This window comes from Bacillus sp. T33-2 (assembly GCF_002860205.1).
Taxonomy (GTDB): Bacteria; Bacillota; Bacilli; order Bacillales; family Cytobacillaceae; genus T33-2.
Map to the genome: position 1 here is coordinate 1 of NZ_PGVB01000022.1, position 12,401 is coordinate 12,401.

The following is a 12,401-nucleotide window of genomic DNA, read 5'->3' on the forward strand; positions in this document are numbered from 1 at the left end:
CAAGAATCCCACCCGTCAAACCGTAAGGTTTAGGGCTTGCGGCTTTAGCCGTGGGAGTCTCAACAACGTCCCTAAATAGATGTTATTGATGTCTTTTGCAATTTCCCAAGATGGAAAGTCCAGTGTAGTTATTACGTTTTACTGGCCATATTCAATGACTTCTTTTGTAACACGCTCAAAAATGGCGAACATTTTCGAAAGTAATTCCTTGTAATCCTCATTGATCGTGACTAAATGCATCATGTTTTGTGTGAACATGTGTGTGGTGTGCAAATTGGTAGCTTCAATCAGCATTCTTCTCGTCATTTCCTTGTTCTTCTCCCTTTTCCCAACAGTCCTCCTTCGTTACAAATCTTTCTACTATATCCCTACATTTAACACCTGTGCGCAAATCTCAAAATCCTCCCTTCGAATCTATTATTTTGGCCGCGTAATTGCTATGATTTTTATACAACGAGAGTTCGCTGAAGAAAAATTTGAGGAGGGTTAAAATGAAAAACTATGTTCATCTGATCCCGTACAAATTTATTAAGCAGCTGGAACGTGTGAACGAAATTCCAAAGGGTGTCGAAATTATCCAGGCACCTGATATTTGGGCGCAGACGAAAGGGAAAGGCATCAAGGTTGCTGTGCTGGACACTGGCTGTGATGCTGATCATCCGGATTTGAAGGACCGAATCGTCGGCGGCCACAATTTTACAGAGGACGGACAACGCGAACAATTCCATGATGACAATGGCCATGGCACCCATGTTGCAGGCACGATCTCGGCAAGCCTGAACAACACGGGTGTGGCGGGAGTAGCTCCTGAGGCTGACCTTTTAATCTTGAAAGTCCTCGATAAAAACGGATCTGGGCAATATGACTGGATCATCAATGCCATCCATTATGCGATCGAACAGAAGGCAGATATCATTTCATTGTCCTTGGGTGGCCCGGCGGATGTTAAGGAGCTTCATGATGCCATTAAAGAAGCAGTAAAGCAGAATATATTGGTCGTTTGTGCAGCAGGCAATGAAGGTGATGGACTGGATACAACTGATGAACTCGCCTACCCTGGCTGCTACAACGAAGTCATCAGTGTCGGTGCTGTTGACCTGGACAGGAATTCGTCTGGCTTCACCAATTCGAACAACCAGGTCGACTTAGTCGCACCAGGTGAGGAAATCACTTCCACCTACCTTAATGGAACTTATGCCACATTGAGCGGAACATCAATGGCAACGCCCCATGTGACAGGTGCGCTTGCCCTTCTAAAAAATTTAAGCAATTCTGCTTTCGATAGGAACCTGAGTGAACCAGAGCTTTACGCCCAGCTCATAAAAAGAACCGTCCCGCTTGGCAACTCGCCAAAAATTGAAGGAAACGGCCTCCTCTACTTGACCCTGCTCGACCACGTAGAAAAGGTATTTGACCAGCAAGTAGTAAGGGCTTTGATTAATATATGAAGATTTAAACGTCGCTTCATTCAGGATCGGCAGTTCAGTTGGGATCAATTTCGTTTGTAGCTTTTCATAGCTAATTTCACAAGAAAGGCAGCCTGTCGCTGCCTTTTTTCATTGAAATCTTTTTCTAAAACCGTGGCTGAGTGCCTCTTGTTGGCAAATGAATCCAAACAAAAGGAGCTGGATTAGATAGCACGGCTCCTTTTGTCGTTTCTGTAGTATGATGTCTTTCTATTTAGCTGTCCTGTACTTTTTTACTTCTTATCCAGCATTCTACTTATGCTGAAATATTTTCTAGTTACCCTCCTCTATATACGGGGTACAACATAAAGTCCTTCAATCAGACAACAATAAACAACACAGAACATACAAGGAGAGGGTGATCCATGTTTGGATTTGCGGACATTTTAAAATTCCTGGTATCTTTTTTCCTTATCCTTCCAATCGTTACTCTGATCCATTTAAGCGGGCATATTTTTTTTGTGACAATTTTCGGGGGAAAAGAGAAAAAAGTCGTTCTCGGATGCGGGAATAAGCTATTTTCCTTTTGGAATATCGAAGTAAGAAAATACTACTTCTGGAATGGCGCCTGCGAATTTAAATCGTTAAGGCATGATAACCGTGTCACGAACGCATTTATATACCTTGGCGGCTCGTTATTTAACCTGGCGGGAATTTTTCTTCTTTACACCCTGGTCACTCAAGGAATTCTTGAGGAGTCAGTTTTTTGGTATCAGTTTATCTATTTTTCATTCTATATTGCGTTCTTCTCATTGTTTCCCATGTATTTTTCGGACGGCTCGCCAAGTGACGGAAAAGCGGCAGTTCTTACACTGAAGAACCAGCATGAAAAAAGAATAAGTGATGACATTCAATTCAGGCAAAATGAAGAGCAAAATGAACCCGAAGAATCATCCAGGGATTGAGAATCTTATAATCTGCCATTTTTAAACCATATTCTAACAGAAGCGGGACTGCGTCCATCGCATTGAGTCGTTTGCAAAAGCAGGTTTTTAGATTGCTATAAATGGGTAATAAATAGATAATGAATCGCCGTCCCTAAGATTTGGTCCTTTATGCAGGTTACCTGTAACATACCCTGACCCGGCAATGCTGGGAAATGTTATGGTTAAGGAACCAGCCAGCAGGTAAAAATCCAAACGGAAGGAGAATTCAATATGGCAACTAAACTCATGAAGATGCTCGGAGGATCTTTCCTGGCAGCCATGCTTCTAGCAGGTTGCGCGAATGACACTCAGGATCCCCCGCCGGAAGAAGATACTGAAATAGAAGATCCAGCAAAAGATGATGGCACAATACAGGATAGCATTAAAGACGATGATATGAATTAACAATAATGACAGAGTTTAAATGCGGTCGAAGGATCAAGCGTTTTAGTAATAAAACAGCGTGAAGGAGCAGGAATAGCAGCCTGCTCTTTTTTTGATTCAATGAACAGCCTTTGAACTACGATTAAACATCTGTCCAACTAAAAAAGCACCAATGTTCAGGTGCTGATTCATCACTTAAAGCAGTTTTCCTTTGTGTTTATTTAGATCACTTCCGGCTGTCCTTTTTTGCTTTTACTGTTATGACACCACATGCCTGCCTCTTGCCTGCATCACCGGTTTTCATCGTTTCCTGGTCCGGCCCGGCTTGTCCAGCTGCCTGGTAACGGTCAGGGATATTTCCGAAGTTATCAGGTTTTTCATGAATCATCACCGCCAGTTCCTGCTCTTTCAAATGGTCCATTATCAGACGATCAAATGAAAATGATATTTTAGCTTTGCCATCTTCATTGACATAAATTGACGGCATGTCTCCCGCATGTCCGGAATGTGTTGCCCCAGCTGGATTAAAGTGTCCACCTGCAGTTGTAAATGGACCTGCCTGTGCATCAGGTTCACAAATACCTTTTTCATGGATATGAAAGCCGTGGTGGCCAGGCGTCAGGCCTTTAAGATTCGCTTCAACAAAAAGATGGGTGCCGTGTTCAGAAAAACTGACCGTGCCAACTTTATTGCCATTCACATCTTTCATTTCTGCCTTCGCCCGCTGCCCTTTCTTCTGACCTGATCCCGATTCCGCAAACGCTATATTTTCTTGTGTAGTTTTTGCGCCCTGCGGGCCATCACTTGCTGCACACCCAGTCAAGAGCATTACCGCGAACATTGCCGACAGGGGTTTTACTGAATTATTATTCATGATTCGCTCCTCCTACTGTTTGTGTCAATTTATATAAACTGATATTCGTCCCTGATTTCAGGAAAAGTAAAACGAAAAAGGGCAGGATAAAAAGTCACAAAATGGAAAAATGATTATCCATACCCCTTTCATATACAATTTCCCTATGCCAGAATCCTGCATGCATCTGCGCACTTAAAGCATGCCTCAGCGCATTTTTTGCAATGTTCATGTACATGCTTGTTACATTCGTTACCACATGCCTCACAAATCTTTGCACATACTGCGGCCAATTCCGCGGCAAATGGCGTACCACGTACCAGGGCCTGTTCCAAAAAGGCACAAATGTCGGCGCATTCCCGGTCCAGGCGAATACAATTGGCCATCATTTTTACATCCTCTTCTTCCAGGCATGCATTGTAACAGTGATTGCAGGCAACCATGCACTCATGTAATGCTTCAATAACAGCGCAATATTTTTCATGGGCCATGTCAGGTTACACCTCCCTCCCTTTGTCTTTCTCTATTGCTTTAACCTTTCAAACAGGAGATAAACATCTGTTTGGATAGATTAACATAATCAGCCGCGTTAATTTTTCATTGCAAAAAGAGGCAGTGCCCTTATAGCGACGGCCTCTTGTAGAAAAAATGAAATATTTAACTACTGGCAATGCACTTGCTTCATGAAATGACCATCCAGAAACACGGGTATTTTTGTCAAGCTGGTTCGGGCATTTATGGTAAACTTAGACATCCAAAAACCAGTCTTTTGCATTAACTTTTTGGACGTGTGAACACCCGTTGTTCAACACGGAACTTCTCTAATGCATTGCGGTTGATTTCAAACCCAATACCAGGGAAAGCAGCTTTTCTTCCATGTTTTGCAGCAACTTGATAAAGATTGTTATTTCATCCTGACGGCAGTGAATTTTCTGTTTTTTCTTTATTTATAGCCATAGTCCCCTTTTTACCGTCTATTCATTGTAAATTGCTATCTGTTATACTTTTCATAGAACTATTTACCATTATTTATTGGAGGTCGTTATGACTAGTCTTACAGACCATTTGATTGTGATTTCATTTGATTGCCTTTCTGCGTTAGATTTCCCCCTGCTGAAGGAGTTCCCCCACTTTCAGGAACTTTTTGCAAATGGATCCTATTGCAATCAAGTGGAAACCATCTATCCTTCTGTTACATATCCATGCCATGCGACGATTGTAACAGGAAAATTCCCGAAACGGCACGGTGTCATAAACAATACATTCCTGCAACCGGGCTCGCCTTCCCCTGACTGGTACTGGCACCGCCGCCACATCAAAGGACCGACATTATATGATGAAGCGAAAAAAGCCGGAATGACAACGGCAGCTTTGTTATGGCCCGTAACCGCTCAGGCGAATATTGACTATAATATGCCCGAGATTTTTGCAAACCGGCCGTGGCACAATCAAATCGCCGTGTCGTTACGGAATGGGTCACCAGGCTACCAACTGGACATGAACCGGCGTTTTGGGCATATCCGAAAAGGTCTCAGCCAGCCGGAGCTAGATGATTTTGTCCTGGAGTCGGCGGTCCAAACGATTAAAGCAAAAAAACCGAACTTGCTTCTTGTGCATTTCACTGACCTTGACACCCAGCGGCATTACCATGGCTTTTCATCAGAAGAAGCAATGGCAGCCCTGCGCCGCCATGACGTACGCCTAGGGAGGATTATCAGTGCGTTGAAGGAGACCGGAATTTACGAAAACTCCACCATCGTCGCGCTCGGTGACCACAGTGCACTGGATGAATCAAAAGCAGTAAAGCTGAATGTTTTGCTTAAGGAACACAGGCTTATTGAGGTGAATCACCGCGGCAAAGTAACTGGCTGGAAAGCTTATTGTAAAAGCTGTGACGGTTCTGCATATGTTTATGTAAAAGACACAACAGAAACATACGAAAAAGTAAGAGAGTTGCTGCATACTCTGCAGCAACATCCCAGCAATGGCATAGAACGGGTGCTTACGAAGGAAGAAGCAGCCGCCATGGGCGCTGACGACCGCGCTGCCTTTATGGTGGAAGCGCGCCGGGGGTTTTATTTTACCGAGGCTCTGGACGGGGAATTCATTGATACAGTGACAGATGAAGATGTTAAGGCAAAACGGTATACATACGCATCCCATGGGTATTCACCTAAAAAAGACAATTACCAAACCGTTCTCATCGCTTCCGGGAAAGGAGTCCGCCAAAACACCGTTATTCCTGCCATGCATCTTGTTGATGAAGGGCCCACTTTCGCCCGTTTGCTGGGCCTTGACCTTGGAGACACAGATGGCCGGGTGATGGAAGAAATGTTAACAGTGTAAAGGTAATGTTAAATTTCTGGAGTCTCAAATTTCTAAAATACTTTATTTGTATAATGAAAGATATAGATACTGGGAGGCTGACCAATGAAGCGTTTCACAAAGGAAGAGAATAGCTGGATGTTTTACGACTGGGGGAATTCAGCTTATTCAATCATCATTTCGACAGCTGTGTTTCCACTGTTTTATAAGGCGTCCGCCACCAATGCGGGTGTCAGTCCGGCCAACTCTACTGCATATTTAGGCTACACAATTGCCATCGCAACATTTATTTTAGCAATGATCGGGCCAATTTTAGGCACAATTGCCGATTATCAAGGAAATAAGAAACGCTTTTTCAAATTTTTCGTCGGGTTAGGTGTTCTCTCCACAACCTTGCTTGCATTCATTCCGAGTGAGCAATGGCTGCTCTTGCTGGTTGCTTATACTTTCATTGTCATAGGATCTTCCGGTTCGAACATTTTTTACGATGCATTCCTTGTCGACGTAACAACAGATGAACGTATGGACCGGGTTTCGTCCCGAGGGTATAGTTTGGGGTATATCGGGAGCACGATTCCATTTATCATCAGCATTGCGATCATTATTTTAGCGCAAAGCAAGACGATACCTGTTTCCGCAACAACAGCAAGCCAAATCGCTTTCCTTATCACGGCTGTTTGGTGGGCCACTTTCTCCCTCCCAATGTTTAAAAATGTGCAACAGCGCTTTTATGTTGAACCGGAACCAAACCCGGTCGCAAACAGTTTTAAGCGCCTCGGCAAAACATTCAAGGAAATTAAAAAATATCGGGCATTGTTCTTGTTCTTATTGGCTTATTTCTTCTATATCGACGGGGTTGGCACGATTATCACAATGTCGACAGCCTATGGTACCGACCTTGGCATCAGCTCTACCAATCTGCTGATCATCCTGTTCGCAACCCAGGTGGTGGCAGCACCATTTGCGATTTTATACGGACGTCTGGCTGATAAATTCACCGGAAAAAAGATGCTCTACGTTGGCATAATCGTCTATACAATCGTTTGTATTTATGCGTATTTCCTGGAAACGACAATGGACTTCTGGATACTGGCCATGCTCGTCGCTTCCTCACAGGGCGGCATCCAGGCATTGAGCCGTTCCTATTTTGCCAAGCTTGTGCCAAAAGAGAACGCAAATGAGTTTTTTGGCTTTTATAACATTTTCGGGAAATTTGCTTCCATCATGGGACCGCTCCTCGTTGGAGCCACAGCGCAGATTACTGGGAGCTCGAGCAGTGGCGTGTTTAGCCTGATCATCCTTTTCATCATCGGCCTTGTCATCCTCGCACGAGTACCGGAGCCAAAAGTTGACGCGGCTGTGATAGACACCCAGCAAACTATATGATACCGAAGCAAAGCCTGGCGGATGATTGCCAGGCTTTTTTAAGCATGAAGGGTCAAAGTTTTATCCAAGGGAGCAGAGTAGTAAAACATGGGTTTCTGATTAGCATATTTTCGAAAGTAATGAGCGATTTTCCAAAAGCAGTATGTATATTGGTAATCAATCACCAATATTACAATCTTTCAAAATAGTCAAAAAAATGGTAGTATAGATTTAAGGGGGTACTTATGGAGGTGGATATTTTGGGTTGGGACTGCTATGTGGAAACGAACCAAAATGGAAAAACCTACTTTAACTTACTTGTCACACCAAAGGGCCAATACCAGGTTGATTTAATGGTAAATGCCGAAACGGATGCCACTCCGTACAGTGTTTACCTTCCAACCGTTGGGGTTTGGTCACCTGAAGAAAAAGCTGAATTGCTATCAAGAATTAAACAAAAAGTGAAAGAAGTAGACAGATCGGCAAAGACAGAGTATGTTGGCAGACTGAGCGTGTTCGTTATCAGGCTGGATGAACCGGACACTGCAAAAGAAGTGATGTTAGAGGTAAAGCAAGTTGTAGAAGATTTTGCCACTGTAAAAGTATAAGACCCAATGGGGTCGTTTTTTTTTGCTAAAATCTTCTTCATATGGGAGTCAAATACCTTTAAAATAGAAGAAGCTGTGCTTTTTTAATTCGTATTAAATAATAAACTGCTCTCTCATAAGGGGTAACCACAATGGGTTTTCAATTTGATAATATCCTTCTCCAAATGTTAATGGTGCTATTCCCGATTATTCTTTATCTGGCTCTGACAAATGACAGGCAGACTGATAAACATCAAAGTGCCTACTGGGGCTATATTTGTGCAATTACAATGGGTTTATCGATGGCATTCGCAATTATTATTGATAAAGGAATTTTTCTTGATTTAAGGATGGTCCCGTGGTTTCTATCATTTGTTTACGGAGGAACTCCTGTAGGAATTTGTGTTACGGTTTTTTTCTTTGTCATCCGTTTTCTGCTGGGCGGTACCGGAATGATTCCCGCCTTCATCGTCATGATCCTGTCGAGCTTTGTAATTTCAGGATTTCAGGCTAATTTTAAAATGTGGGGACGCAGAAAGAAGATATTGCTATCCATAGTGTTCCTTGTTGTTTCATCTGCTTCAATCCCCTTTATTGGAACAATCCTTCTTCAACAGCCTCTCACCACGGTCCGATTCATCAGTTACGTCTGTTTTGTGTTTGTAAATGGCGTAACGGTATGGCTAGCCGTTCACCTGATGGAATCACACAGGGAGAAAAAGGAGCTGCTAAGAGAAATACGAAAAAATGAGAAATTACATGTTGTAGGCCAGATGGCTGCAAGCGTGGCCCATGAGATCAGGAATCCTATGACAAGCGTACGAGGTTTTATTCAACTGTTGTCTGGATCCAAGAATATTTCGGCTACAGAGAAGGACTTCCTTAACGTGTGCTTGGAAGAATTGGACAGGGCGAATGAAATCATTTCGGACTACCTTGCATTTGGGAAAAGCAATGAAATTGATTATCTGTCCCAGGTAGATATTTCAAATGAAGCGGCTAAATCAGTAAAATCTTTGTCCTCTTATTCGGTCCTGCATGGTGTAAACTTATCACTGGATATTTGTGACCATGCCATTGTCATGGGCAACCCGGACAGGCTGCAGCAAATGTTTGTGAATCTCATAAAAAATGCCATCGAAGCTGCAAGTCCTCAAGGGCATGTTAAGATGAAACTATGTACCCGTGACCGTCAGGTGGAAATCTCGATAGAAGATGACGGCGAAGGTATGGCCCCTCAACAAATTGAGAATCTGGGTCTTCCCTATTATTCCACAAAGGAAAAAGGAACCGGGCTGGGCTTAATGGTAACATTGCATATCATTCGGGAGATGGGTGGTAAATGGAATGTCACAAGCGAAAAAAATAAAGGAACCATCTTTAACATATCCATACCATTGGCTGAGGTTGCTGGCTAATCATTTACCCTGAGCCAGCACCTTTATTAATTCATTCAACTTTTCATTTCTTTCCCGGTCTAATATTGTTTTCTCGTTAAGGAACTTAATTACTTTCACAAATAAACGCCCAGGCCAGTAAGTATTAGATAAATGATGATTGAAAAAAACTAAACAATATAAATAACCCGTCTGAGGCAAACAAAGTTCCACCAGTATTCATCTGAATCCTCATAGTGATTATATGATATCAAAATTGTCTGCAATACCTGCAAGACATGTAATTTTCCTCTGGTTTATTGCCAAAACTGGTTTGCTCCCTGACAAATTTGAACCCTCGGGCTTCATAAAACGGTATTCCTTTATGGTTTCCTTTGGCGACAGAAACCCATTGCTCTTTTGCGCCTTTACTTTTTTGCACCTCGCTCAGCGCATTCAGCAGGAGGGTGCCGACTCCTTCTCCCCTGCGGTCAGGATCCAAATAAAGCACGAAAACTTCACCCTTGTCTTTGTCAATCATTCCTCCCCCGATTGCGCCCAAAACCGTTTCATTTTCCAATGCAACGAACCATCCATCCCAGCCCTCACCAGAGTAAATGACCTCTTCACGAATTCTTTCACGGTTATAAAACTCGCTGATGACTCTTTCTATGTATTCTTCCGAATGAGTGTCTCTGTATGTATCTCTGTACCCATCCGTGCAAACCCTTGAAATTCCTGCAATGTGCTGAGAGCCCGCCCGTTGAACAGTAATCAAAATACCACCCCTTCAAAATATATATGTATATTGATATAATCTAATAATTCTACTAAAACATTCCAATTCCTGCTTACTCAAGTTTCATTCACTTTTAAACATCTTTCCCGGAGGAGTATAATGATAAGGAATCCATTTGCTTAGGAATTTCGAATGTCTTTGAAAAGACAAATTTCCGAAGGGCCTTCCTTGTTTTATCCAAGTAAAAACTCAGCCAGATCTCTATAAAAACCATTGGCACCGGTCTCGGCCTCATGGTTGCTTTCAGCATCATTCGCGCATCTAAGGGAACAGTACAGGTGAATAGTGGGCCAGGGAAAGGCACTGAGTTTGTAGTCACCTTTCCTGAGGCAAATAAGGATAGCGCCCAAACAAACGAAAAAAGGACAGGTTGAGTTGTCCGTGCCGGAAAGCTCTATCGGACTTTACACATGAATTCCTGTTTCTTGTCCAATATGGACACTCTATCAGACATTAGACAGGGGAATTCCTTTTTTTTATCCAGTTGAATGCCCCAAATTACATTTATCACCAACAATCAACCAACTTTATATAAAATAGCCGTAAATAAGGCCCTCAATTTGGTGTAAAATTGAGGGCTAAATGATATTAATATGGATCTGCTTCATGTCCCATGTTTCTCGCCTGCTGTGTTGCCTGGTCAGCATCAGCGGTACTGGTATGTTCCTGTGCCCTGGTTTGGTTCGCCAGTGCCAAACCTTCAGCGACGTGGCGGCCGTAATCAGGATCCGCATCCGTAAAATGCTGGATCATGGTGTTTTGAATTTCAAGCGTACATACTTTAAGCGCATCGACAAGATTACTAATCAGCTCAGTCTTTTCCCATTCCTCAAAAGCTCTGTAAGTATCTCCTGCCTGACCAAAATTATTGGGCTTGTCGAGCCCTTCGCGCACCAGCCTCCCGCGATGGAACGGTTCATGGATTTTCCCGATTTGTTCCGCTTCCTCCAGGCCGCCAAGCGTGGAAGGCTCGTAATCCACATGGGGGTTTTGGCCCGGTGCACGGTCGACACGGTAAAGCATCTTTCCGCCCCAAAGGTTGGTCGAAAACCGTTTTTTTGGAGCGTTGATCGGCAGCTGCAGATAGTTTGTCCCGACACGGTACCGTTGTGTGTCCGAGTAAGAGAATGTCCTCCCCTGGAGAAGCTTGTCATCTGAGAAATCCAGCCCGTCCACCAGTACCCCTGTCCCAAATGCTGCCTGTTCAACTTCCGCATGATAGTTTTCCGGATTTTTATTAAGGACCATCTTTCCTACCGGCAAAAACGGAAATTTTTCAGGCGGCCATAACTTTGTCGGGTCGAGTGGGTCGAAGTCAAGCTCCGGGTGCTCACCATCACTCATGATTTGGACCTGCATTTCCCATTCCGGGTATTCCCCTCTTTCAATGGCCTCGTAAAGGTCTTGAGTGGCATGGTTCGTTGTTTTGGACTGAATCTGTTCAGCTTCTTTTTGAGTCAGGTTCTTGATCGGAAGCTTTAATGGCTCCCAGTGATATTTGACCAACACTGCTTCACCATCCTGATTGACCCATTTATATGTATTGACACCTGATCCTTGCATCTGGCGGTAATTCGCCGGAATGCCCCACGGTGAAAACACGAATGTGATCATATGTGTCGCTTCAGGTGATTGTGACACAAAGTCAAACATCCGCTGCGGATCTGGGAGGCTTGAAACAGGGTCAGGCTTAAACGCATGGATCATATCCGGGAATTTCATTGGGTCACGGATAAAAAAAATCTTTAAATTATTCCCGACAAGGTCCCAGTTGCCATCCTCAGTGTAAAATTTTACGGCAAATCCCCTTGGATCCCGGGCCGTTTCAGAGGATTCCCGCGCCCCTACCACAGTCGAGAATCGAACGAATACGGGAGTCCGCTTCCCTTCTTCATGGAAGACCTTTGCGCGCGTGTATTTGGAAACAGGTTCTGACCCCACTTTTCCATATGTTTCAAAATAACCATGCGCTCCCGCTCCCCTGGCATGCACAACCCTTTCAGGGATACGCTCTCTGTCAAAATGAGTGATCTTTTCGAAAAAATCATAGTTCTCCAGTGTTGTCGGACCCCGGTTTCCAACTGTCCTCACATTCTGGTTATCTGTTATTGGATGACCCTGCCTGTTGGTCAGCGTATTCTTATCCTCACCTTTTCCAAGCCTTTCATCGTCCGGGCCTCCAACCCCTTCAACATTGGTGCCATAAACTCCGTCCTTGTCGTCCATTTAAATCCTCCCTTGTCATTAACTTTGAAGCTTCGCTGAAAGATAGCAATTAGCAACCAGTTTAAAGTATGTATATTTTTCCCAAATTTTATGC

General features: G+C 43.6%; 13 protein-coding genes. 8 read left to right on the plus strand and 5 right to left on the minus strand.

Annotated elements, in window-relative coordinates; genetic code table 11:
• Positions 1-138 precede the first annotated feature (138 nt).
• A complete protein-coding gene (locus CVD19_RS24825; protein WP_180953647.1) occupies positions 139-306 on the minus strand; it encodes a hypothetical protein in 168 nt (55 codons plus the stop codon).
• A gap of 185 nt (positions 307-491) precedes the next feature.
• Between CVD19_RS24825 and CVD19_RS15255 the strand changes: the two genes are divergently transcribed.
• The 3 genes from CVD19_RS15255 (at position 492) to CVD19_RS24830 (ending at position 2,797) form a co-directional block, all read left to right on the plus strand.
• Positions 492-1,448: a S8 family peptidase gene (locus CVD19_RS15255; RefSeq protein ID WP_101582895.1), complete on the plus strand. Its 957-nt coding sequence runs from the start codon at positions 492-494 to the stop codon at positions 1,446-1,448.
• A 383-nt stretch (positions 1,449-1,831) separates the two neighbouring features.
• Positions 1,832-2,371 carry a hypothetical protein gene (locus tag CVD19_RS15260; protein WP_101582897.1) on the plus strand — a complete coding sequence of 180 codons (540 nt, stop codon included), beginning with the start codon at positions 1,832-1,834 and terminating at the stop codon, positions 2,369-2,371.
• A gap of 252 nt (positions 2,372-2,623) precedes the next feature.
• Positions 2,624-2,797, plus strand: a complete 174-nt coding sequence (locus CVD19_RS24830; protein ID WP_180953648.1) for a hypothetical protein — start codon at positions 2,624-2,626, stop codon at positions 2,795-2,797.
• 205 nt (positions 2,798-3,002) lie between these two features.
• Here CVD19_RS24830 and CVD19_RS15265 read toward each other — a convergent pair whose 3' ends face one another.
• Both CVD19_RS15265 and CVD19_RS15270 read right to left on the minus strand, forming a co-directional pair.
• Positions 3,003-3,650, minus strand: coding sequence for a superoxide dismutase family protein (locus CVD19_RS15265; RefSeq protein ID WP_101582900.1), 648 nt, complete (start codon positions 3,648-3,650; stop codon positions 3,003-3,005).
• 143 nt (positions 3,651-3,793) lie between these two features.
• Entirely contained in the window at positions 3,794-4,120 is a 327-nt protein-coding gene (locus CVD19_RS15270; RefSeq protein ID WP_101582902.1) for a four-helix bundle copper-binding protein, read from the minus strand.
• A gap of 553 nt (positions 4,121-4,673) precedes the next feature.
• Between CVD19_RS15270 and CVD19_RS15275 the strand changes: the two genes are divergently transcribed.
• The 4 genes from CVD19_RS15275 to CVD19_RS15290 all read left to right on the plus strand — a co-directional run bounded on the left by CVD19_RS15275 (position 4,674) and on the right by CVD19_RS15290 (position 9,324).
• Complete coding sequence (locus CVD19_RS15275) at positions 4,674-5,975, plus strand: alkaline phosphatase family protein (protein ID WP_101582905.1); 1,302 nt, start codon at positions 4,674-4,676, stop codon at positions 5,973-5,975.
• 84 nt (positions 5,976-6,059) lie between these two features.
• Positions 6,060-7,340 carry an MFS transporter gene (locus CVD19_RS15280; RefSeq protein WP_101582908.1) on the plus strand — a complete coding sequence of 427 codons (1,281 nt, stop codon included), beginning with the start codon at positions 6,060-6,062 and terminating at the stop codon, positions 7,338-7,340.
• 224 nt (positions 7,341-7,564) lie between these two features.
• Entirely contained in the window at positions 7,565-7,927 is a 363-nt protein-coding gene (locus CVD19_RS15285; RefSeq protein WP_101582910.1) for a hypothetical protein, read from the plus strand.
• Positions 7,928-8,058: 131 nt separating this feature from the next.
• Complete coding sequence (locus CVD19_RS15290) at positions 8,059-9,324, plus strand: sensor histidine kinase (protein WP_101582912.1); 1,266 nt, start codon at positions 8,059-8,061, stop codon at positions 9,322-9,324.
• A 229-nt stretch (positions 9,325-9,553) separates the two neighbouring features.
• On the opposite strand, the gene CVD19_RS15300 is transcribed toward CVD19_RS15290, so the two are convergent.
• On the minus strand, positions 9,554-10,060 hold the full coding sequence (locus CVD19_RS15300) for a GNAT family N-acetyltransferase (protein WP_101582916.1): 507 nt from the start codon (positions 10,058-10,060) through the stop codon (positions 9,554-9,556).
• A gap of 233 nt (positions 10,061-10,293) precedes the next feature.
• Between CVD19_RS15300 and CVD19_RS15305 the strand changes: the two genes are divergently transcribed.
• On the plus strand, positions 10,294-10,455 hold the full coding sequence (locus CVD19_RS15305; RefSeq protein WP_374702898.1) for an ATP-binding protein: 162 nt from the start codon (positions 10,294-10,296) through the stop codon (positions 10,453-10,455).
• Positions 10,456-10,669: 214 nt separating this feature from the next.
• On the opposite strand, the gene CVD19_RS15310 is transcribed toward CVD19_RS15305, so the two are convergent.
• On the minus strand, positions 10,670-12,307 hold the full coding sequence (locus CVD19_RS15310) for a catalase (RefSeq protein ID WP_101582919.1): 1,638 nt from the start codon (positions 12,305-12,307) through the stop codon (positions 10,670-10,672).
• Positions 12,308-12,401 lie beyond the last annotated feature (94 nt).